This is a genomic window from Actinotalea lenta (genome assembly GCF_030586465.1).
GTDB lineage: Bacteria > Actinomycetota > Actinomycetes > Actinomycetales > Cellulomonadaceae > Actinotalea > Actinotalea lenta.
This window is the reverse complement of sequence record NZ_JAUQYP010000001.1, coordinates 651,016-672,356: the sequence shown is the minus strand read 5'-3', so window position 1 is coordinate 672,356 and position 21,341 is coordinate 651,016. Positions and strand designations below refer to the sequence as shown.

Annotated in this window: 20 protein-coding genes and 1 tRNA gene; 13 read left to right on the top strand and 8 right to left on the bottom strand. The window is 69.8% G+C overall.

The features are described 5' to 3' along the window. The first annotated feature begins 18 nt into the window (after positions 1–18). From trxB to Q6348_RS03135, 3 genes are all read left to right on the top strand, one after another. Complete coding sequence (trxB, locus tag Q6348_RS03145) at positions 19–1,014, top strand: thioredoxin-disulfide reductase (RefSeq protein WP_304599875.1); 996 nt, start codon at positions 19–21, stop codon at positions 1,012–1,014. After that, complete coding sequence (gene trxA / locus Q6348_RS03140; RefSeq protein WP_304599874.1) at positions 1,011–1,334, top strand: thioredoxin; 324 nt, start codon at positions 1,011–1,013, stop codon at positions 1,332–1,334. The genes trxB and trxA overlap by 4 nt, the downstream gene beginning before the upstream one ends. A gap of 157 nt (positions 1,335–1,491) precedes the next feature. Beyond that, positions 1,492–2,841, top strand: coding sequence for an aminotransferase-like domain-containing protein (locus tag Q6348_RS03135; protein WP_304599873.1), 1,350 nt, complete (start codon positions 1,492–1,494; stop codon positions 2,839–2,841). A gap of 90 nt (positions 2,842–2,931) precedes the next feature. On the opposite strand, the gene Q6348_RS03130 is transcribed toward Q6348_RS03135, so the two are convergent. The 8 genes from Q6348_RS03130 to rpmH all read right to left on the bottom strand — a co-directional run bounded on the left by Q6348_RS03130 (position 2,932) and on the right by rpmH (position 9,241). After that, positions 2,932–4,080: a ParB/RepB/Spo0J family partition protein gene (locus tag Q6348_RS03130; RefSeq protein WP_304599872.1), complete on the bottom strand. Its 1,149-nt coding sequence runs from the start codon at positions 4,078–4,080 to the stop codon at positions 2,932–2,934. Next, positions 4,080–4,985 carry a ParA family protein gene (locus tag Q6348_RS03125; RefSeq protein ID WP_304599871.1) on the bottom strand — a complete coding sequence of 302 codons (906 nt, stop codon included), beginning with the start codon at positions 4,983–4,985 and terminating at the stop codon, positions 4,080–4,082. The genes Q6348_RS03130 and Q6348_RS03125 overlap by 1 nt, the downstream gene beginning before the upstream one ends. A 632-nt stretch (positions 4,986–5,617) precedes the next feature. Further along, on the bottom strand, positions 5,618–6,361 hold the full coding sequence (gene rsmG, locus Q6348_RS03120; RefSeq protein WP_304599870.1) for a 16S rRNA (guanine(527)-N(7))-methyltransferase RsmG: 744 nt from the start codon (positions 6,359–6,361) through the stop codon (positions 5,618–5,620). Between the two features lie 20 nt (positions 6,362–6,381). Next, positions 6,382–6,876 (bottom strand): Jag family protein, encoded by a 495-nt coding sequence (locus Q6348_RS03115; protein WP_304599869.1) that lies wholly within the window; start codon positions 6,874–6,876, stop codon positions 6,382–6,384. 32 nt (positions 6,877–6,908) lie between these two features. After that, a complete protein-coding gene (gene yidC, locus Q6348_RS15675; protein WP_350339635.1) occupies positions 6,909–8,393 on the bottom strand; it encodes a membrane protein insertase YidC in 1,485 nt (494 codons plus the stop codon). 24 nt (positions 8,394–8,417) lie between these two features. Continuing rightward, positions 8,418–8,738, bottom strand: a complete 321-nt coding sequence (gene yidD, locus Q6348_RS03105) for a membrane protein insertion efficiency factor YidD (protein WP_304601893.1) — start codon at positions 8,736–8,738, stop codon at positions 8,418–8,420. Then, entirely contained in the window at positions 8,738–9,103 is a 366-nt protein-coding gene (gene rnpA, locus Q6348_RS03100) for a ribonuclease P protein component (protein ID WP_304599868.1), read from the bottom strand. The genes yidD and rnpA overlap by 1 nt, the downstream gene beginning before the upstream one ends. Beyond that, a complete protein-coding gene (gene rpmH / locus Q6348_RS03095) occupies positions 9,104–9,241 on the bottom strand; it encodes a 50S ribosomal protein L34 (protein WP_010849920.1) in 138 nt (45 codons plus the stop codon). Positions 9,242–9,663: 422 nt separating this feature from the next. Here rpmH and dnaA point away from each other — a divergent pair, with 422 nt between their 5' ends. The 10 genes from dnaA (at position 9,664) to Q6348_RS03045 (ending at position 21,298) form a co-directional block, all read left to right on the top strand. Then, positions 9,664–11,145 (top strand): chromosomal replication initiator protein DnaA, encoded by a 1,482-nt coding sequence (gene dnaA / locus Q6348_RS03090; RefSeq protein ID WP_304599867.1) that lies wholly within the window; start codon positions 9,664–9,666, stop codon positions 11,143–11,145. A 432-nt stretch (positions 11,146–11,577) separates the two neighbouring features. Further along, positions 11,578–12,708: a DNA polymerase III subunit beta gene (gene dnaN, locus Q6348_RS03085; RefSeq protein ID WP_304599866.1), complete on the top strand. Its 1,131-nt coding sequence runs from the start codon at positions 11,578–11,580 to the stop codon at positions 12,706–12,708. A gap of 13 nt (positions 12,709–12,721) precedes the next feature. Next, positions 12,722–13,615 carry a phosphogluconate dehydrogenase (NAD(+)-dependent, decarboxylating) gene (gnd, locus tag Q6348_RS03080; protein ID WP_304599865.1) on the top strand — a complete coding sequence of 298 codons (894 nt, stop codon included), beginning with the start codon at positions 12,722–12,724 and terminating at the stop codon, positions 13,613–13,615. Between the two features lie 12 nt (positions 13,616–13,627). Continuing rightward, complete coding sequence (gene recF, locus Q6348_RS03075) at positions 13,628–14,812, top strand: DNA replication/repair protein RecF (protein WP_304599864.1); 1,185 nt, start codon at positions 13,628–13,630, stop codon at positions 14,810–14,812. Between the two features lie 214 nt (positions 14,813–15,026). Then, complete coding sequence (locus Q6348_RS03070; RefSeq protein WP_304599863.1) at positions 15,027–15,365, top strand: DciA family protein; 339 nt, start codon at positions 15,027–15,029, stop codon at positions 15,363–15,365. A gap of 277 nt (positions 15,366–15,642) precedes the next feature. After that, positions 15,643–17,697: a DNA topoisomerase (ATP-hydrolyzing) subunit B gene (gene gyrB, locus Q6348_RS03065; RefSeq protein WP_304599862.1), complete on the top strand. Its 2,055-nt coding sequence runs from the start codon at positions 15,643–15,645 to the stop codon at positions 17,695–17,697. A 116-nt stretch (positions 17,698–17,813) separates the two neighbouring features. Continuing rightward, positions 17,814–20,411: a DNA gyrase subunit A gene (gyrA, locus tag Q6348_RS03060; RefSeq protein ID WP_304601892.1), complete on the top strand. Its 2,598-nt coding sequence runs from the start codon at positions 17,814–17,816 to the stop codon at positions 20,409–20,411. Continuing rightward, the gene (locus Q6348_RS03055; protein WP_304599861.1) at positions 20,408–21,025 is read left to right on the top strand and encodes a DUF3566 domain-containing protein; all 618 of its coding nucleotides are present in this window, start codon (positions 20,408–20,410) and stop codon (positions 21,023–21,025) included. Before gyrA ends, Q6348_RS03055 begins: the two co-directional genes overlap by 4 nt. 53 nt (positions 21,026–21,078) lie before the next feature. Next, positions 21,079–21,152, top strand: a tRNA-Ile gene (locus Q6348_RS03050). Between the two features lie 26 nt (positions 21,153–21,178). Next, entirely contained in the window at positions 21,179–21,298 is a 120-nt protein-coding gene (locus Q6348_RS03045; RefSeq protein WP_304599860.1) for a DLW-39 family protein, read from the top strand. Positions 21,299–21,341: the final 43 nt, after the last annotated feature.

Genomic DNA, 21,341 nt, shown 5'->3' with positions numbered 1-21,341 from the left:
ACGAACGAAGGAAGAGCCATGGACGTGCGCGACGTCGTCATCGTGGGGTCCGGCCCGGCCGGATACACCGCGGCCATCTACGCTGCCCGAGCCGGTCTGGCGCCTGTGGTGGTCGCCGGGGCGGTCACCGCCGGCGGTGCCCTGATGAACACGACGGAGGTGGAGAACTTCCCCGGCTTCGTCGAGGGTGTCATGGGCCCCGAGCTCATGGAGACGATGCAGAAGCAGGCGGAGCGGTTCGGCGCCGAGGTGCTCTACGACGACGCGGTGGAGCTGCGCCTGACCGACCCGATCAAGACGGTCGTCACCGGAAACGGGCAGACGTTCCTGACGCGCGCGGTGATCCTCGCGACGGGGTCGGCGTACCGGGAGCTGGGCCTGGCGGACGAGAAGCGGTTGTCCGGCCACGGCGTGTCCTGGTGTGCCACGTGTGACGGGTTCTTCTTCCGCAACCAGGAGATCGTCGTCGTGGGCGGAGGCGACTCCGCAGTGGAGGAGGCGACCTTCCTCACGCGCTTCGCCTCGAAGGTGACCATGGTCCACCGGCGCGACGAGCTCCGCGCCTCCAAGATCATGGCGGACCGCGCGTTCGCCGACCCGAAGATCGAGTTCGCCTGGAACTCTCAGGTCGTGGCGATCCACGGCGACTCCAAGGTCACGGGAGTGCGGCTGCGTGACACCGTCACCGGGGCCGAGCGCGACCTGGACGCGACGGGTGTCTTCGTCGCCATCGGCCACATCCCGCGCAACGAGCTGCTGCTCGGCCAGGTCGACCTGGACGACGCCGGATACGTGCTGGTCGGCGGCGACGGCCGACGTGGCACCGCTACGAACATCGAGGGCGTCTTCGCCTGCGGCGACCTCGTCGACCACACGTATCGTCAGGCGATCACGGCGGCGGGCAGCGGGTGCGCCGCCGCCCTGGACGCCCAGCACCACCTGGCCGAGCTCGTGGGCCAGGCCGAACCCCCCGCACCTGAGACCCTGCCCGAGAGCATCGAGGAGACCCTGTGAGCACCTTCCCCGTCACCGACGCGACCTTCGAGAAAGAGGTCCTCGGCGCCGACGTCCCCGTCCTGGTGGACTTCTGGGCACCCTGGTGCGGCCCGTGCCGCGCCGTCGCGCCCATCCTCGAGGAGCTCTCGGAGACGTACGCGGGGCGCATCAAGATCGCCAAGCTGAACTCCGACGAGAACCCCCAGGTGACCGCCCGGTACGGCATCACGGCCATCCCGACGCTGAACATCTACTCCGGCGGCGAGCTGGTCAAGCAGGTCGTCGGCGCACGGCCCAAGCCCGCCCTCACGACGGAGATCGAGGCCGTCCTGAGCTGACCGCTCACGCCTGCGGGCCCGGACCACGGCACGTGGTCCGGGCCCTGCGTGTCTCGCATGGTGGCGCCCTTGTCTCGGCCACGGCCGCACCGCTCGAGCTGCCCGGACGGTCGTGCGTCGGTCGGGGGCAGCGCCTGACGCGTGGCAGACTCTCGACATGGACAACGACCGCACCACACCGATCGGGCAGGTGACGCCTGCCACCGGCAGCGCCGCCTCCCCCGGAGTGCGGCCGCTCGACCCCTGGCTCAGCTCCTACGCCGCGCGCACCCACGGGATGCGAGCATCGGAGATCCGGGCGCTGTTCGCCGTGGCGAACCGACCCGAGGTCGTCTCCCTCGCCGGCGGGATGCCCTATCTCGAGGGACTCCCGCTCCAAGCGCTCGCGGAGACTGCTCACGAACTCGTCCTGCGGCACGGGACCACGGCGCTGCAGTACGGCTCCGGCCAGGGCGACCAGACGCTTCGGGAGCAGATCCTGGACATCATGCGCCTGGAGGGGATCTCGGCCCACCCCGACGACGTCGTGATCACGACCGGTTCCCAGCAGGGGCTCGACCTGGTGACCAGGATGTTCGTCGATGCGGGTGACGTGGTCGTCGCTGAGGCGCCGTCCTACGTCGGGGCGCTGGGCGTCTTCCGCTCCTACCAGGCCGACGTGTACCACGTCCCGCTCGACGACGCCGGGATCATCCCCGAGGCCCTCGAGGAGACGCTCACCCTGCTGCGTTCCGCCGGCCGCCGGGTCAAGCTCATCTACACGGTGCCGAACTTCCACAACCCCGCCGGCGTGACGCTGTCCCTGGAACGTCGGCCGAGGATCCTCGAGATCGCGCGGCGGCACGGCGTGCTGCTCGTGGAGGACAACCCGTACGGCCTGCTGGGCTTTGAGAGCGACCCGCTGCCCGCGATGCGGTCCATGGACGACGAGGGCGTGGTCTACCTCGGCTCGTTCTCCAAGACCTTCGCGCCGGGCTACCGGGTGGGTTGGGCCGTGGCGCCGCCCGGGATCCGCGAGAAGCTCGTGCTCGCGAGCGAGTCGGCCATCCTGTGCCCGTCCAACGCCTCCCAGCTGGCGATCTCGAGCTACCTCGCCAAGCACGACTGGCAGGGCCAGATCAAGGCGTTCCGCGAGGTGTACCGCGAGCGGCGGGATGCCATGCTCGATGCGCTGGCGGAGTACCTGCCCGAGGCCACCTGGACCGTTCCCGGGGGAGGATTCTACACCTGGGTGAAGCTCCCGTACGGCCTCGATGCCCGCGCGATGCTGCCCCGCGCGGTGCACGCCCTGGTGGCCTACGTCGCCGGAACGGCCTTCTACGCGGACGGTCAGGGCTCCGAGTACATGCGGCTGTCCTACTGCTATCCGACACCCGAGCGGATCCGTGAAGGCGTCAGGCGTCTCGGCACCGTGGTCAGCGAGGAGGCCGATCTCGTCAAGCTGTTCGGCGTCGAGGGCAGGCACGACGAGGACGCGGTCGACCAGCCGGGCCCCGACGTCAGCTGATCCACGCTCGTCGTTCCACGCGGCGGTGCGTGACCACCGCACTCGTGGCGCGCGCCGATGGCCGAATTACCAGCCTTGGACCTGGTAGACCTAGTCCTCGAACAGACCGTGGTCATCGGGTGAGACCAGGTCGAGGATCCGGTTGAGGTCCTGGACGGAGGCGAACTCGATGGTCAGACGACCCTTGTTTCGCCCGAGAGCGACCTTGACCCGGGTGTCCCAGCGGTCCGAGAGTCGGGACGCCAGGTCGTCCAGGGCGGCGTTGCGACCCCCGGCCCGCGGTCTGCGGGCCTTGGGCGTCGGGGCGTCCTCGTCACCACCGAGGGCGACGATCTCCTCCGTGGCGCGCACCGAGAGGCCCTCCGCGACGATGCGTTGGGCCAGCCGCTCCATCGCGGATGCCTCTGCAAGACCCAGCAGGGCCCGGGCATGGCCGGCCGACAGGACACCCGCGGCGACCCGGCGCTGCACGAGCGGGGGGAGCTTGAGCATCCGCAACGTGTTGGTGATCTGGGGCCGCGACCGGTGGATCCGCCGGGCGAGCTCGTCGTGGGTGCAGCCGAAGTCGTCGAGGAGCTGCTGGTAGGCCGCCGCCTCCTCGAGCGGGTTGAGCTGCGCCCGGTGGAGGTTCTCCAGGAGAGCGTCGCGGAGCAGGTCCGAGTCGTCGGTGTCCCGGATGATCGCGGGGATCGTCTCGAGCCCCGCGATCTGCGCCGCCCGCAACCGCCGCTCACCCATGATGAGCTCGTAGGGCGCCGCGCCGTCGCCGTTCGCCCGTCGTACGACAACCGGCTGCAGGACCCCGATCTCCGCGATGGAGCGGCTCAGCTCGTCCAGCGCATCTTCGTCGAAGACGGTGCGCGGCTGACGCGGGTTGGGCACGACCGCACCGACCGGGAGCTCGGCGAACTGCGCGCCCGGCACCGGCACCAGGGCGTCGTCCTCAGAGCCGTCGGAGCGCGCGTCGGCGCCGTCCCGACGACCGGCGCCGTTCGACGGGCCGATGTGCGGCCCGTCACCGTCCACCCAGCGAGGTCCGGCAAAGTCCGCATGACCGTTCCCCGTGGCTGCACGGCCGGTCGCGGCACCCGGGTCGTCCTCGGTAGCCACGGCCTGGTCCACGTCGGCCCGCGCAGCGGGGGCGCCCGGGAAGAACACGTCCACCGGGCGCTCGCCCGCTGGCGAGCTCGGGATCAGGGCGCCCAGTCCACGGCCCAGTCCACGCCGCTTCTCGGCCATCAGCCCTCCGTCTCCGTCACACGCGCCACCGCGCGCTCGGCCATCTCCCGAGCCGCAGCGAGGTAGGCCAGCGCGCCGCTCGAGCCGGGATCGTACGTCATCACGGTCTGTCCGTAGCTGGGAGCCTCCGAGATCCGAACGGAGCGCGGGATCGTCGTGCGCAGCGTCTGACCGGGGAAGTGCTCACGAACCTCCTCGGCCACCTGGTGCGCCAGGTTGGTGCGCGAGTCGTACATCGTGAGCAGGATCGTGGAGACGTGCAGCTGTGGGTTGAGGTGGTTCTTGATGAGCTGGACGTTCTTGAGAAGCTGACTGAGGCCCTCCAGGGCGTAGTACTCGCACTGGATCGGGATCAGCACCTCACGCGCCGCCACAAAGGCGTTCACGGTGAGCAGGCCGAGACTGGGCGGGCAGTCGACGATCACGTAGTCCAACCGTTCGTCGCCGACCCGGACCTGGTGCTCGAGGTAGGCGTCGACTGCGTTGCGCAGGCGGTTCTCCCGGGCGACCAAGGAGACGAGCTCGATCTCGGCACCCGAGAGGTCGATGGTCGCCGGAACGCACCACAGGCGTGGGACCTGGGCCGCCGGCTGGACGACCTCGGCGAGGGGCGCATCTTCGACGAGGACCTCGTAGATCGACGGCGTCCCGCTGTGGTGCTCCACACCGAGCGCGGTCGACGCGTTGCCCTGCGGATCGTTGTCGATCACGAGGACGTTGAGGCCGGCCTGTGCGAGAGCTGCGGCCATGTTGACCGCTGTGCTGGTCTTGCCGACCCCGCCCTTCTGGTTGGCGATCGTGAGCACCCGCGTGTGTGGGGGACGCGGGAAGCGACGGCCGGCGAGGTCGATCCGGCGCCGCGCGTCCGCCGCGATCTGGGCCGCGAGGGGAGTGGTCTCGTCCACGAGCGGGATGCTCTGGATCAGGGCTTCACGACGAGCCTCGTCTGGGTCAGATGTTCCACGTGGAACATCGCCGGTCGCTTCGACCACAACACCTCCCTAGCGTCCGACCCATCCTGCCAGGTGTGTGGCGATCGACGAGCCAACGCGCGGTACCGCTCGCATCCATCGACGCCACGCCCCGCGACGCACAATCCCGCACCGGGTTCCGCCTGCGCGTCCGAACCCCGCGAGGACGGCCGACCGTCACCCTGACCCTCCTCCCCGCCCGCCGGACCGGCCGACCCACCTCGCCGGACGGGCCATCCCGCCGGGTACCCGACTCGAACCACGCCCGTCGACGACCCCGAGTGCGCCGCGCCTACCGTTCGGTGGATCGCCTGCGGGACTCGGTTTCACGTGAAACACACGCGGGGCAGCCACCCTCCCGGCGAGTCCTAGAGAGGCTGACAGCTTCACTGCGCAGCTCGACAGCGGACGCCGGTTCCCACGACCCGCCGCAGCGATGTTTCACGTGAAACGAGACCTCCGCCGACGGCCCAACCTCGGTCCCGCCCGGACGTGTTCCACGTGAAACATGCGCGGCCGCTCCATCGCGACCAGCAGCGGGTGCTGTACGTGCCGACCCCTCGGGCCTACCGTCGGCCCCGAGGCTTCCGCCTGCGCGTCCCGCTCACTGCGCCCTGCCCGCTACGCGCACCGGACGACACCACGTGAACCCGCACGACGTGCGTCGGCGCCACGCCCTCCACGGTCCCGACGTCGACGACCTCGCCCTCGTCGCCACCGAGCCGACGGAGCTCGTCCCGCGCCTCGGCAAGCTCCTCGCTGGCTCGATCGCCCTTGAGCGCGAGCAGCACGCCCCCCCGCTTCACCAACGGGAGAGACCAGGCCGCCAACTGATCCAGGCGCGCCACGGCACGCGCGGTCACTCCGTCAACGAGCCTCGACCCGTGCAGGTCTTCGGCGCGGGCGCGGACCACCTCGGTCTCGAGCCCCAGAGTCTTCACCATCTCCTCGAGCCAAAGGGCGCGTCGCTGCATCGACTCCACCAGGACCAGGTGCACGTCCGGACGCATCACGGCGAGAACGATGCCGGGCAGCCCGGCACCGGAGCCCACGTCGATCACAGTCCCGGCAGGAAGCAGCGGAGCGACCGCGGCCGAGTTCAGCAGGTGCCGCTCCCACAGCCGGTCCACCTCACGGGGACCGATCAGTCCGCGGCGGACCCCCTGCGCGACCAGCAGGTCCCGGAACTCCCGCACCGTCCCGAACGCACTGCCGAGATACGCCTGGACCCGGGGGTCACCCGACCAAGGATCCATCACGCCACCGCTGTCGTTCCCGGAACCGTCGCCGCCCGACACGCCGGACCTCATGCCGGCCTTCCCTGACCGGATCAGGCAGGCCGCACGACCACGTGCCGCTCCGGCTCGACCCCGTCGCTGTCACTGACGAGCCCAGCCTCGGCCACCACGTCGTGCACGACCTTCCGCTCGAAGGGGTTCATCGGCTCCAGAGCGACGGGGGCTCCCGTCTCCCGCACCTGAGCGATGGCCGTCCGAGCCACCTCGCCCAGCTCGGCCCGGCGGCGCGCACGGAACCCCGCGACGTCCAGCATCAGCCGCGAGCGGTCTCCGGTCTTCGCCTGCACCGCCAGCCGAGTGAGCTCCTGGAGCGCGTCCAAAACCTCACCCCCGGGTCCCACCAGCCTCCGCAGCGCGCGACCCGACGCCCCGTCGGCCACGATCGCCACCGACGCACGACCGTGGTCCACGTCGATGTCGATGTCACCGTCGAGGTCGGTGATGTCGAGGAACTCCTCGAGGTAGTCCGCTGCGATCTCGCCCTCTTCGTCGAGCTTCGCGTCGGTGCGCGACACGTCGTCGCTCATCGCTGTCTCCTTCTGCTGCGGCATGCCGCGAGTCACTTGTCGCTGCCGGAGCTGTCCGGCGACTGACGGGGTCGGGCGGGACGTGCCTTCGCGGGGGAGTCCGTTGGCCGACCAGGCGTCGATCCTGCACCCGATCCCGCGTCTCCGCTGCCCGTGCCCGTGGGCTTCTTCGCACCGGAGCTCGCCCCCGAAGCCCTTTTGGTCGGCGCGCCGGTCCCAGGAGGCTTCTTCGCACCGCCGCCGGTCCGAGAAGGCTTCTTCGCACCGGACGCCCGGTCCGCGCCACCCGAGCCGGAAGCGCCGCGCTGGGCGGACGGCTTCGCTCCGGACGACCGCTGCTTCTCCCCGGGAGAGCTGTCCGTGCCACTCCCGGACGCCGCCTTGCCGCGCGGCCTCGGACCCGCACCGGCTCTCGCTGAGCCGCCCTGCTTCCCGCCGGACGGGCTGGACGCGGCACGCGCACCTGATGCGCCACTACTCCCGGATGATGCGCCACTACTCCCGGAGCCACCCGCCTTCGGGGTCGACGTTCCTTCATCGTCCCGCGACGCGGCCTTCTGACGGTCCTTGCGCTTGGGCTGCTGGCGCTGACCTCGAGGACGCTCCTCGATCTGCGGACGGTCCGCCTCTTCGATCGTCATGCCCTTCGCGGCGGCCTTGCGCGCTCGGCGCTCCTTGAGCTGTCGCTCGGCCTCCGAGCCCGGGGTCGGGTTGCGCCTGATCACGTAGAACTGCTGGCCCATCGACCACAGGTTGGTCGTGGTCCAGTAGATCAGCACGCCGATCGGGAAGTTCACGCCGGACACGGCGAAGATCAGGGGAAGGACGTACAGCAGCATCTTCTGCTGCTGGGCCATCGGGCCCTGCAGAGCCGACGCAGGCATGTTCTTCTGCGTCAGCTGCCGCTGCGTCGTGAACGTCGTCACCGACATCAGCACGATGAGCACGACCGTCACCACTCGTGTCGCGGTCACGGCATCACTGATCGGGTTGAGGAAGCTCGACGAGATCGGCGCACCGAACATCGTCGCGTTCGTGGCCTGGCGCGCCACGTCCTGCGTGATCGGACCGATCGACGTCACGCTGCCGCCCGCGTACGTACCGGCCGCGATGGCGGGCAGGTTGTAGAGCACGCGGAAGAGCGCGAAGAAGATGGGCGACTGGGCGATGATCGGCAGACACGAGGCGAAGGGGTTCGTGCCGTGCTTGCGGTACAGCTCCATCGTCTCCCGGCTCATCGCCTCACGGGAGGCCGGGTCTGTCTTGCCCTTGTACTTCTTCTGGATCGCCTGAAGCTCAGGAGAGATGAGCTGAAGCCCGCGCGACGCCCGGATCTGGCGCACGAACAGCGGGATCAGCAGGGTCCGGATCACCACCACCAGACCCACGATCGACAGCGCCCACGCCGCCCCGCTCGTCGGGGGCAACCCCAACCAGTCGAAGAACGCGTGGAAGCCGACCAGGATCCAGGCGACGACGATCTTGATCGGCCAGAGGATTCTGTCGAACCAGTCCATGGAGTAGGGCTCCTGCTCTTGGTGCTACCCGTGGTGGGCGTGGACGTGCCCGGCACGGGAGGGGATCGAGGGGGCACCGGCGTCACGCCAGTGGCCCACGGGCGGCACGTCATCCACGCCGCCCGCGGCCCACGGGTGGCAGCGGCCGATGCGCCGGACGGCGAGCCAGGTACCCCGCAGCGCCCCGTGCCGTTCTAGCGCCACGACCGCGTAGCGCGAACAGCTCGGGTAGTAGCGGCAGGTGGGGGGGGTCCACGGAGAGATCACGAGCTGGTAGAAGCGCACGGCCCCGATCAGCAGGAGCCGTGGGATCCGGGCGACCCAACCGAGCACCCGGTGCGCCATCACGGTCGCCCCGCCGCGCGGGCCTGGGCGCGGCTGACGGCGCCGACCAGGGCTGAGGAGAAGTCGACGGACAGGCTCCGATAGTCGGCGGCGGCGGCTGGGGGAAGGGCACGCACCACGAGGTCGGCACCCTCAGGCACCGTGTCGATGTGCTCCATCACGAGACCCCTCAACCTGCGACGCACCTTGTTGCGGACCACGGCACTGCCGACCGCCTTGGAGACGACGAAACCGACGTGCACGCCGGACGACCGTGGCGCGATACGGCCGTGCACCACAAGTGTGCCCCGGCCGGCGCGGGCGCCACGCCGCACGGTCTCGCTGAAGTCAGCGGACCTGTGCATCCGCAGCGCAGCAGGCAACACTCAGGCGGACAGCTCCGCGCGGCCCTTGCGGCGGCGCGCCGCGAGGATGGCGCGACCCGCACGGGTCCTCATGCGCAGGCGGAAGCCGTGGGTCTTGGCCCGGCGCCGGTTGTTCGGCTGGAAGGTGCGCTTCGACACAGCTGCTCCAAGTAGTCCATGGTCACCGCCGGAAGTGGCGGAAGCTCAGTAGCCCGATCGCTCCACGACGTGCTCGCGGGCGCGACAGCAGGAGCCGTCCCAGACGGCTGTGCAACGGTACGCGGGCACGGCGCAGCGGTCAAACCCCTGGACGGGGGACGACAGACCGTCCCCATACGGGCGTGCAACCCTCTATGATCCACAGAACCCGATCCGATCGTTGCGCGACACGCCGCACGCCCGGGGAGTGGTGGAGGCATACCGCGCTGCACACTGCTGTGCGGTGCGTCTCCACGGCACCCCGCGCAAGCCCACAGCCTGTGGACAACTGTGTGGACTCCTGCGACGATGCCAGGCTCTCGGGGTCGTCGTGACACGCGGCGGCGGCAGGGCGAGAACAGTCGTAGCGCGGAGGACTCCCGGTGGCAGGTACGGACGATCCGGTTGCGGACCTGTGGGAACGCACCATCGACCTGCTCGCCGACGCTCCGGACACCACGCATCAGCAGATCGCGTTCGTCCGGCTCGCCCAGCCGCTCGGCCTGCTGGACGGCACCCTTCTGGTGGCCGTGGGCAATGCCTTCACCAAGGACTACCTCGAGACCCGGGTGCGCGCCGAGCTCACGTCCGCGCTCTCCTCGGCACTGGGCGCCGACGCACGCTTTGCGGTCACCGTGGATCCGGCGCTCGACGACCCTGCAGCCGCGGGGACCTCGAGAGCTCCGGCCATCGACCCCCAGCTCGCTCCCGCCGTGCCCGCACCGCCCGAGCAGTCGCCCGAGCGACCCGATGGCCGTTCCTACGGGGAACGTTCGATCGGTCGCTCGTCGGAGCCCGCACAGCCCGCCGCCGGCCGAGGCGCGGCCGAGCCCGCCCGACTGCACGAGAAGTACCTGTTCGACAGCTTCGTGATCGGCGCCTCCAACCGGTTCGCCCACGCTGCGGCCGTGGCAGTGGCCGAGGCGCCCGCCAAGGCCTACAACCCGCTGTTCATCTACGGCGACTCGGGCCTGGGGAAGACCCACCTCCTGCATGCGATCGGGCACTACGCGATCTCGCTGTTCCCGGGCATCCGGGTGCGCTACGTGAACTCCGAGGAGTTCACCAACGACTTCATCAACTCGATCGGCGAGGGTCGTGCCGGGGCGTTCCAGCGCCGTTACCGCGAGGTGGACGTCCTCCTCGTCGACGACATCCAGTTCCTGCAGGGCAAGGAACAGACGATGGAGGAGTTCTTCCACACCTTCAACACCCTGCACAACGCCAACAAGCAGGTCGTCATCACGTCGGACGTGGCGCCCAAGCAGCTGAACGGCTTCGAGGACCGGATGCGCTCGAGGTTCGAGTGGGGACTGATCACCGACATCCAGCCACCTGACCTCGAGACCCGGATCGCGATCCTTCGCAAGAAGGCCGCGAGCTCGAACCTGCACGCGCCGCCGGACGTGCTCTCGTACATCGCCTCGAAGATCTCCACGAACATCCGTGAGCTCGAAGGCGCGTTGATCCGGGTGACCGCGTTCGCGAGCCTCAACCGGCAGCAGGTGGACCTCGCGCTCGCCGAGATCGTCCTCAAGGACCTCATCACCGACCAGGACACCGCCGAGATCACCGCGGCCGCGATCATCGCCCAGACGGCGAACTACTACAGCCTCTCGATCGACGACCTGTGCGGCCAGTCCAGGTCCCGGGTCCTGGTCACTGCCCGCCAGATCGCCATGTACCTGTGTCGAGAGCTCACAGACATGAGCCTGCCCAAGATCGGACAGCAGTTCGGCGGTCGTGACCACACCACCGTCATGCACGCGAACCGGAAGATCCGTGAGCTCATGGCGGAACGCCGATCGATCTACAACCAGGTCACCGAGCTCACCAGCCGCATCAAGCAGCAGGCTCGCGGCTGACCGCGGGACCACATTCCTCGTCGCCAGGCATGGGACGACTGTCCCCACCTGTGTACATCCCTGTGGAACCCCGTGGACAACGCCCTGGAAGATGTGTATGCGCGGCCGCGCGATCGTGGACAGCAGGTGAACAACACGATTCCTGCGAGCCGTCGTCCACGGCGGCAGCGCTCGGTCCCCACGGTCACGGACATCTCCGTCCACACCACCCCACCCCGGGTGACCTGCATCGGGACGCGCCGTCCACATCGTCCACACCACCGATGATGACGACGAGTCCTTGTCATTCAGGGAAGGCCGAGCACCGTCATGACCCGGCGGACGCCCCGCACGCCTCCCGTCACGGGTCAGCCCCCTCGCGTACTGTTCTGACCAGATCATGTGCGCCCTCGCATTCCGTGCCCGGGCGCGTCGAGCTCCGAAGGGAATGACATGAGGTTCAGGGTCGAGAGGGACGTCCTCGCAGAGGCCGTGACCTGGACCGCGCGGTCCTTGCCGACCCGGCCGCCCGTGCCGGTGCTCGCCGGCGTGCGCATCGAGGCTGACCAGCAGGGCACCGTCCAGCTGTCGACGTTCGACTACGAGGTCTCCGCTCGCTCGGAGATCGCCGCCGATGTCAGCGAGGCAGGCACGGTCCTGGTGTCCGGCCGCCTGCTCGCGGAGATCGCCCGCTCGCTGCCTGCCAAGCCCGTCGACGTCGCTGTCGACGGTTCGCGGGTCGTGGTCACCTGCGGAGCGAGCCGGTTCACGCTCCTGACGATGCCCGTGGAGGACTACCCCGCGCTGCCCTCGATGCCGACCGAGGTCGGCGTCGTGCACGGCGACGAGTTCACCAAGGCCGTCAGCCAGGTGACCGTCGCGGCGAGCCGGGACGACACGCTTCCTCTGCTCACGGGCGTGCGCATGGAGATCGAGGGCGACACCATCACGCTGCTGGCCACGGACCGGTACCGGCTGGCGCTGCGAACGCTGACGTGGACCCCGGCGAGCCCCGGCGGTGAGGCGATCGCGCTCGTGCGCGCACGCACGCTCTCCGATGTGGCCAAGTCTCTCGGGAGCTCGGCGGAGGTCACGGTCGGCCTGTCCACCGGCGCAGGGGTCGACATCATCGGGTTCGAGGCCGGCGGTCGGCACACCACTTCGCTCCTCGTCGACGGCGACTACCCGCCGGTGCGACGCCTGTTCCCCACCGAGACCCCGATCCACGCCGTGGTCGGCACGGCGGGACTCATCGAGGCAGCTCGGCGCGTCGCCCTGGTCGCGGAGCGCAACACACCGATCCGCCTGGCGTTCAGTGACGGCCAAGTGGTGCTGGACGCCGGGCAGGGTGACGATGCTCAGGCGTCCGAAGCGCTCGAGGCGGCACTGACCGGTGAGGACATCACCGTCGCGTTCAACCCGCAGTACCTGCTCGACGGGCTCGGTGCCCTGGACACCGAGTTCGTCCGGTTGGCCTTCACCCACCCGAACAAGCCGGTGGAGTTCACCGGCCAGACCTCCCTCGACGCGGACGACGACCGTAGCTACCGGTACCTGCTGGTGCCGATCCGATTCGCGAGCTGAGGGGAGTCCGACGGTGCACGTCGGTCTGGTCGGTCTGGGGAAGATGGGTGCGAACATGCGCACCCGCATGCGCGAGCACGGTCTGGAGGTCACCGGGTACGACCGCAACCCGGAGGTCTCGGACGTCGCGGAGCTGTCCGATCTGGTCGCGGCCCTGCCGGCCGGGGACCGGGTGATCTGGGTCATGGTCCCCGCGGGCGAACCCACCCGGAGCACCGTCTCGGCGCTCCGCGACCTCCTCGACGAGGGCGACCTCGTCATCGACGGCGGCAACTCGCACTACAGCGAGGACGCCGCGAACGCGGCGACGCTCGCCGAACGGGGTATCCGGTACGTGGATGTCGGCGTCTCGGGCGGCGTGTGGGGACTCGAGAACGGTTACGGCCTCATGGCGGGTGGCGACGCGGCCGACATCGACGCGGCGATGCCGATCTTCGATGCGCTCCGCCCGCCGGGCGACCGGGACGGCGGATTCGTGCATGCCGGCCCGGTGGGTGCCGGGCACTACGTGAAGATGGTGCACAACGGCATCGAGTACGGCGTGATGCAGGCCTACGCCGAAGGGTACGAGCTGCTCACCGCCGCTGATCTCGTGCACGACGTGACCGGCACGCTCAAGGCCTGGACGCACGGCACGGTGATCCGGTCGTGGCTCCTCGAGCTGCTCGTCGCCGCCCTCGAGCAGGATCCCGGTCTGGACTCGATCGACGACTTCGTCTCCGACTCCGGTGAGGGGCGGTGGACCGTCGACGAGGCGATCGACCACGCCGTCCCGGCCCCCGTGATCTCGGCTGCGCTGTTCGCCCGGTTCGCCTCCCGTCAGGGCGACTCGCCCGCGATGAAGGCGGTCGCTGCGTTGCGGCACCAGTTCGGCGGCCACGCCGTGCAGCCTGCGGCCGACGGGTAGCCGCGCCCGGTCATGCACGTCAGCGCACTCTCGGTCACCGACTTCCGCTCGTGGCCGCAGGCGGACCTGAGCCTCGGGCCGGGGGTGACCGCCCTGGTGGGGCCGAACGGCCAGGGAAAGACGAACCTGGTCGAGGCGATCGGCTACGTCGCCACCCTGTCGTCCCATCGGGTGGCCTCGGACTCCGCGCTGGTCCGGGCCGGTGCCGGGCGCGCGATCATCCGGCTCAAGGCGATCAAGGGAGAGCGATCCACGACGGTCGAGCTCGAGATCAACCCGGGCAAGGCGAACCGGGCGCGGGTGAACCGCGCGCCGGCCCGCCGTGCCAGGGACGTCCTCGGCATCCTGCGCACCGTGGCCTTCGCACCAGAGGACCTGGCGCTGGTCAAGGGCGACCCGGACGGGCGGCGGCGATTCCTCGACGAGCTCGCGGTCCAGGTCTCACCCCGGATGGCCGGAGTGCTCGCCGACCACGAGCGGGTGCTCCGCCAGCGAGGTGCGCTGCTGAAGTCCGCCGCAGCCGCTCGACGCGGTCGCCACCAGCCGGACCTGCGCACCCTCGACGTGTGGGACGCCCGGTTGGCGGAGCTCGGCGCGCAGGTCCTGGCCATGCGCATCGCCCTGACCAGAGCGCTCGCCCCGCACGTGGCCGAGGCGTATGCCCAGGTCAGTGATGCCCCTGGGGAGGCAGTGCTCGGATATCGCTCCACGATCGAACCGGAGACGGCCGGCGTGCCGCACGAGGGCGCATCGGTCCCCGAGCTGACCGAGCTGCTCATCGCCGGCATGGCCCAGCAGCGCGACAAGGAGATCGACCGCGGCGTGACCTTGGTGGGGCCGCACCGTGACGACCTCGTCCTCGAGCTCGGCGCCCTGCCTGCGAAGGGCTACGCGAGCCACGGGGAGTCCTGGTCGTTCGCGCTCGCCCTGCGACTGGCCTCGTACACGCTCCTGACGCACGGCGTGGACCAGGACTCCGACCTTCCCGGGATGGCCGGCTGGGACGAGGGGAGCGAGCCCGTGCTCATCCTGGACGACGTGTTCGCCGAGCTGGACAGCAGGCGCCGCACCCGGCTCGCCGACGTGGTGGCACGGGCCGAGCAGGTGATCGTCACCGCGGCCGTGTCCGAGGATGTCCCCGACCGGCTCGTGGGGGCCAGACTGTCCGTCGTGGACGGACGGATCGATGCGGCCTGACGAGGGCTCGCCGGCGGAGGACGACCTCGGTGCCGTCCCCGTTGCTGAGCGCCTGGGCCTCACCCCGGCGACGGAGGTGGGACGCGCGGCTCTGAACCGGGCGAAGGCAGCTGCCCGGGCCCGCGGGCTACGTCCGGGCAGCCCCGGAGCTCCGGCGCGCACCGTGGGGGAGCAACGCTCGGGTGCTCGTCGCGACGGCCGCGACCCTGTGCCGGTGGGTGAGACCCTCGAGCGGCTGGCGCTCGAGCGGGGCTGGAGCACCGAGCTGTCGGTCGGGGGCGTGATCGGACGCTGGCGGGACGTCGTGGGCGACGCCGTGGCGGACCACTGCGTCCCCGAGACGTTCGACGACGGCGTGCTCGTCGTGCGTACCGACTCCACCACGTGGGCGACCCACCTCACCCACCTGGTGCCCGACCTGATGGCGACGCTCGCCGCTGAGCTCGGTGCGGACGTGGTCCGTGAGGTGCGCGTCCTGGGCCCTGCGGCCCCCAGGTGGAGCCGCGGGCGCCGTGCTGTGCGCGGGCGAGGTCCGCGCGACACCTACGGCTGAGCCGCGATCGGCAGTAACGGCCTCCAGACGCGTTGTGGGACCCCACGCCACCCCTGGTGTTACGCCGACCCCTGGAATCGTCCACAGGACGCGCCGAGGCGGCTGTGAAGGCCGCCAACGGGTAGACTCCGGGGGTACGTCCGGGTACTCGCGCGCTCGCGAGTCGGCGGGCCGGATCGCCGGTCGTCGGCGCGGTCGCCAGATCCGGGTCCCGCGGTCGCAGGTGCAACGTCCAGCGTTCACCTCGGCCGCCGCATCGTGAGGAGCACCTTCGCCCGTGGCTGACCAGCCTGCTCAGAACGATCCGACCACTCCCGCCGACGCAACACCCGTAGGGCCCAGCCTCGCCTCGGCGAGCACCTACGACGCGAGCGCGATCACGGTCCTCGAGGGCCTCGAGGCGGTCCGCAAGCGGCCGGGCATGTACATCGGGTCCACCGGGCCACGGGGTCTGCACCACCTGGTCTACGAGGTGGTCGACAACGCCGTCGACGAGGCGCTGGCCGGGTACTGCGACCGCATCGTCGTCACGCTGCGTGCCGACGGCGGGGTCCAGGTCGTCGACAACGGCCGCGGCATCCCGGTCGACATCGTGGAGAGCGAGGGACGTCCGGCGGTCGAGGTGGTCCTGACCGTGCTGCACGCCGGCGGCAAGTTCGGGGGTGGCGGATACGCCGTCTCCGGGGGCCTGCACGGTGTCGGCGTCTCGGTGGTCAACGCGCTCTCGCACCGGCTCGAGGTGCAGGTGGACCGGGACGGCAGGACCTACACCCAGGACTACCGCGACGGCGTTCCTCAGGCACCGCTGGCGGAGCAGCCAGGCCGGGGCCTGCAGGGCACGACGGTGACCTTCTGGCCCAACGAGAACGTCTTCGAGACCGTCGTGTTCGACTTCGAGACCCTGAGGTCCCGGTTCCAGCAGTACGCCTTCCTCAACAAGGGCCTGGAGATCGTCCTCGTCGACGAGCGCCCGGAGCACATCGGCACCGAGGACGAGGTCACGGCCGAGGAGCCCACCGAGGCGACGGCCCGCACGGTCACCTACAAGTACGACGGCGGTCTGGTGGACTACGTCGTCCACCTCAACGGTGCGAAGAAGGCCGAGGTCGTGCACCCCGAGGTCATCGACTTCGAGGCCGAGGACACCGACCGGCACATCTCGGTCGAGATCGCGATGCAGTGGACCACCGCGTACTCCGAGTCCGTGCACACGTTCGCGAACACGATCTCCACCACCGAGGGCGGTACGCACGAGGAGGGCTTCCGCGCTGCGCTGACCACCCTGGTCAACCGCTACGCCCGGGACAAGGGGATCCTCAAGGAGAAGGACGACAACCTCACGGGCGACGACATCCGCGAGGGCCTGACCGCGGTGATCAGCGTGAAGCTGGGTGAGCCGCAGTTCGAGGGTCAGACCAAGACCAAGCTCGGCAACACCGAGGCCAAGACCTTCGTCCAGCGGGTGGTCAACGAGCAGCTCACGGACTGGCTCGACTCCCATCCGTCCGACGCGCGTGACGTGATCCGCAAGTCGATCCAGGCCGCTGCGGCGCGGATGGCCGCACGCAAGGCGCGCGAGGCGACGCGGCGCAAGGGTCTGCTCGAGTCCGGCGGCATGCCCGGCAAGCTCAAGGACTGCCAGTCCAACCAGCCGGACGAGTGCGAGATCTTCATCGTCGAGGGCGACTCCGCGGGCGGTTCCGCGGTCCGTGGTCGCAATCCGCGGACCCAGGCGATCCTGCCCATCCGCGGCAAGATCCTGAACGTCGAGCGGGCCCGGTTGGACAAGGCGCTCAGCAACAACGAGGTCCAGGCCCTCATCACAGCCTTCGGCACCGGGATCGGCGAGGACTTCGACCTGTCGAAGCTGCGCTACCACAAGATCGTGCTGATGGCGGACGCCGACGTCGACGGACAGCACATCGCGACGTTGCTGCTCACCCTGCTGTTCCGGTACATGCGACCGCTCATCGAGCACGGGCACGTCTACCTGGCCCAGCCACCGCTGTACCGGATCAAGTGGTCCAACGCGGAGCACGACTACGTGTACTCCGACCGGGAGCGCGACGCGTTCCTCGCCGCCGGGCAGGCCGAGGGCAAGCGGGTGCCCAAGGAGAACGGGATCCAGCGGTACAAGGGCCTGGGCGAGATGGACTACACCGAGCTCTGGGACACCACGATGGACCCCGAGCAGCGCACCCTGATCCAGGTGACGCTGGACGACGCTGCGGCTGCGGACGAGATCTTCGCGGTCCTGATGGGCGAGGACGTCGAGCAGCGGCGCTCGTTCATCCAGCGCAATGCCAAGGACGTGCGGTTCCTGGACATCTAGCGCGACCGAGCGCCCGCCGGCCCGCCGTCGGCACACCCACCAGCCATCCCTGACCGGACGCAGAGACGAGGACGAGCGTGACCGAGACTCCCGAGGGCCCCCAGGTGCCGGACGACGTGCCCGAGGAGATCGCCGAGGTGCTCACCGAGCGCGTGACCAGCGTGGACCTCCAGCTCGAGATGCAGCGGTCGTACCTGGACTACGCGATGAGCGTGATCGTCGGGCGCGCCCTGCCCGACGTCCGCGACGGCCTCAAGCCGGTGCACCAGCGCGTGCTGTACGCGATGTACGACGGCGGGTACCGGCCCGACCGGCAGTTCTCCAAGTGCAGTCGCGTCGTCGGTGACGTGATGGGCAAGTACCACCCGCACGGCGACACCGCGATCTACGACGCCCTGGTCCGCCTCGTCCAGGACTGGTCGATGCGGTACCCGCTGGTGTCCGGTCAGGGCAACTTCGGCTCGCCCGGAAACGACCCCGCGGCCGCGCCCCGCTACACCGAGTGCAAGATGGCTCCCCTGGCCATGGAGATGGTCCGGGACATCGACGAGGACACCGTCGACTTCCGGGACAACTACGACGGTCGCACGCAGGAGCCGGCTGTCCTGCCCTCACGGTTCCCCAACCTGCTGGCCAACGGCAGCGCCGGCATCGCCGTCGGGATGGCGACCAACATCCCGCCGCACAACCTGCGCGAGCTCAACGACGGGATCCAGTGGCACCTCGCCCACCCGGAGGCCTCCAAGGAGGAGCTCCTCGAGGCTCTCATCGCCCGGATCCACGGTCCGGACTTCCCGACCGCGGCGACCATCCTCGGTCACCGCGGCATCGAGGACGCCTACCGGACCGGCCGTGGTTCGATCACGATGCGGGCAGTCGTGACGGTCGAGGAGATCCAGAACCGCCAGTGCCTGGTGGTCACGGAGCTGCCCTACCAGGTGAACCCCGACAACCTCGCGGCCAAGATCGCCGACCTGGTCAAGGACGGCCGCGTACCGGGCATCGCCGACATCCGCGACGAGACGTCCGGTCGTACCGGTCAGCGCCTGGTCATCGTGCTCAAGCGCGACGCGGTGGCCAAGGTCGTGCTCAACAACCTGTACAAGCACACGCAGCTGCAGGACACGTTCGGCGCCAACATGCTCGCGCTGGTTGACGGGGTGCCGCGGACCCTGTCGCTCGACGCGTTCGTCCGGCACTGGACGAGCCACCAGATCGAGGTCATCGTCCGGCGAACCCGCTACCGGCTGCGTGAGGCCCAGGAGCGAGCGCACATCCTGCGCGGGTACCTCAAGGCCCTCGAGGCCCTCGACGAGGTCATCGCGCTGATCCGCCGCTCGCCCGACGTCGACCAGGCACGGAGCGGCCTGATGGAGCTGCTCGAGGTCGACGAGGTCCAGGCGACCGCGATCCTGAACCTGCAGCTGCGCCGGCTGGCCGCCCTGGAGCGCCAGAAGATCCTCGACGACTACGAGGAGCTGATGGTCAAGATCGCCGACTTCGAGGCGATCCTGGCGAGCCCCGCCCGGCAGCGCCAGATCGTCGGCACCGAGCTGGACGAGATCGTGCAGCGGTACGGGGACGACCGGCGTACGCAGATCCTCCCCTTCGACGGCGAGGTCTCGATGGAGGACCTCATCGCCGAGGAGGAGGTCGTCGTCACGATCACCCGCGGCGGTTACGCCAAGCGAACCCGCTCGGACCAGTACCGCGTTCAGAAGCGGGGCGGCAAGGGCGTGCGTGGTGCCCAGCTGCGCGCCGACGACGTGATCGAGCACTTCGGGGTGACCACGACCCACCACTGGCTGCTGTTCTTCACGAACTTCGGCCGGGTGTACCGCGCGAAGGCGTACGAGCTGCCCGAAGGCGGCCGGGACTCCAAGGGCCAGCACGTGGCGAACCTGCTCGCGTTCCAGCCCGGTGAGGAGATCGCGACGGTCATCGACCTGCACGACTACGAGCAGGCGGAGTACCTGGTCCTGGCCACCCGGCGCGGGCTGGTGAAGAAGACCCGACTGTCGGAGTACGACTCCAACCGCACCGGCGGCCTGATCGCCATCAACCTGCGGACCGACGACGACGGCGCGTCCGACGAGCTGGTCTCGGCCGTGCTGGCCGACGAGGACTCCGAGCTCCTGCTGGTGTCGCGCAAGGGTCAGGCGGTGCGCTTCCTGGCGGACGCGGACCAGCTGCGCCCGATGGGGCGAGCGACGTCCGGCGTCACCGGCATGCGCTTCCGGGAGGGTGACGAGCTGCTCGCGATGGGCGTGGTCGGCGCGGACTCCTACCTCGTGACGGTCACCGACGGCGGCACTGCGAAGCGCAGCGACATCCACCGGGTGACCTCGGACGGGAACCTCGACTACCGCCGCACCAACCGTGGCGGGCTCGGCGTGCGGGCTGCGCGGCTGCCGGATGACCGCGGGCAGCTGGTCGGAGCCCTCCTCATGGGCGCGCACGACGAGATCCTCGTGGTGATGGAGCGCGGCAAGGTGGTGCGTTCCCTGGTCGAGGAGATCCCGGTGCACGGTCGCGACGCGACGGGCGTGATCTTGGCCAAGCCCGACTCGGACGACCGGATTCTCGCCGTGGCACGTAACATCGAGCGCACGCTCGGTGACGAGGGTGGCGTCGCTGAGCCCGAGGCGACCCAGAACCCTGATGCTGCGGCTACCGTGGAACCGCAGCAGGAGACGACGGAGGACCAGGCATGAGCAGCGAGAAGCCCCCGTCGATCGCTCCGAAGCGTCCCGCAGGCGCGCCGCAGCGGACCTCGGCGACGATCGGCCGGGTCAGCCTTGGCGGCGATCCGGTCCCCGTCGATGCGCCCGTCGAGGAGGCCACGGGAACCCCGAGTCTCGGTGACCGGATGCGGGCCGCTGCCAGCTCCGCGCGCAGCGCGGTGGCCCGGAACGGTGAGGCGTCGGATCGTCCCGAGCCGGCCCGTGAGTCGGCCCCGGACGCTGCACCGCGGCGGGCGCGACTGTCCGTGTCCCGCATCGACCCGTGGTCCGTCATGAAGCTGTCGTTCCTGCTCTCGGTCGCAGTGGGGATCATGATCGTCATCGCGGCGGCCGTGGTGTGGCAGACGCTGAACAAGATGGCGGTCTTCACGACCGCCAACGACATGATCGGCCAGCTGGTCAGCAACCCGAGCTACGACTCGGTCCTGCAGATCGCCTCGTTCTCCCGGGTGATCTCCCTGGCGACCCTCATCGCGGTGGTCGACGTGGTGCTGCTGACGGCCCTCAGCACGATCATGGCGTTCCTGTACAACATCGTCGCCGCGCTAGTCGGGGGTCTGCACCTGACCTTGACCGACGACTGATGCCGTCGAAGTTGGGAGCACTCCCCGGGACTTGGTAGTCTCGTCCGTCGCACGGGCCTATAGCTCAGACGGTTAGAGCGCTTCCCTGATAAGGAAGAGGTCAGAGGTTCAAGTCCTCTTAGGCCCACTCCCCCGTCCCTGGAGGACGCACCCATGAAGAAGTTGCTCGTTCTCGCCATCGTGGCCGGCGCCCTGTACGCCGCGTGGCGCACCTACGCCGAGGACCACGACGAGCGGGATCTGTGGGCCGAGGTCACCGACCCCGTCAGCTGAGCATGGGCCGGGCGGCTCGCACCGACCGGGACGCGGCGACGCG

Coding starts and splice junctions, on each gene's coding strand:
- trxB (WP_304599875.1), top strand. CDS start 19: ATGGACGTGCGCGACGTCGTCATCGTGGGGTCCGGCCCGGCCGGATAC.
- Q6348_RS03135 (WP_304599873.1), top strand. CDS start 1,492: ATGGACAACGACCGCACCACACCGATCGGGCAGGTGACGCCTGCCACC.
- Q6348_RS03130 (WP_304599872.1), bottom strand. CDS start 4,080: ATGGCCGAGAAGCGGCGTGGACTGGGCCGTGGACTGGGCGCCCTGATC.
- rsmG (WP_304599870.1), bottom strand. CDS start 6,361: ATGAGGTCCGGCGTGTCGGGCGGCGACGGTTCCGGGAACGACAGCGGT.
- Q6348_RS03115 (WP_304599869.1), bottom strand. CDS start 6,876: ATGAGCGACGACGTGTCGCGCACCGACGCGAAGCTCGACGAAGAGGGC.
- yidC (WP_350339635.1), bottom strand. CDS start 8,393: ATGGACTGGTTCGACAGAATCCTCTGGCCGATCAAGATCGTCGTCGCC.
- yidD (WP_304601893.1), bottom strand. CDS start 8,738: ATGGCGCACCGGGTGCTCGGTTGGGTCGCCCGGATCCCACGGCTCCTG.
- dnaN (WP_304599866.1), top strand. CDS start 11,578: ATGAGGTTCAGGGTCGAGAGGGACGTCCTCGCAGAGGCCGTGACCTGG.
- recF (WP_304599864.1), top strand. CDS start 13,628: ATGCACGTCAGCGCACTCTCGGTCACCGACTTCCGCTCGTGGCCGCAG.
- Q6348_RS03055 (WP_304599861.1), top strand. CDS start 20,408: ATGAGCAGCGAGAAGCCCCCGTCGATCGCTCCGAAGCGTCCCGCAGGC.
- Q6348_RS03045 (WP_304599860.1), top strand. CDS start 21,179: ATGAAGAAGTTGCTCGTTCTCGCCATCGTGGCCGGCGCCCTGTACGCC.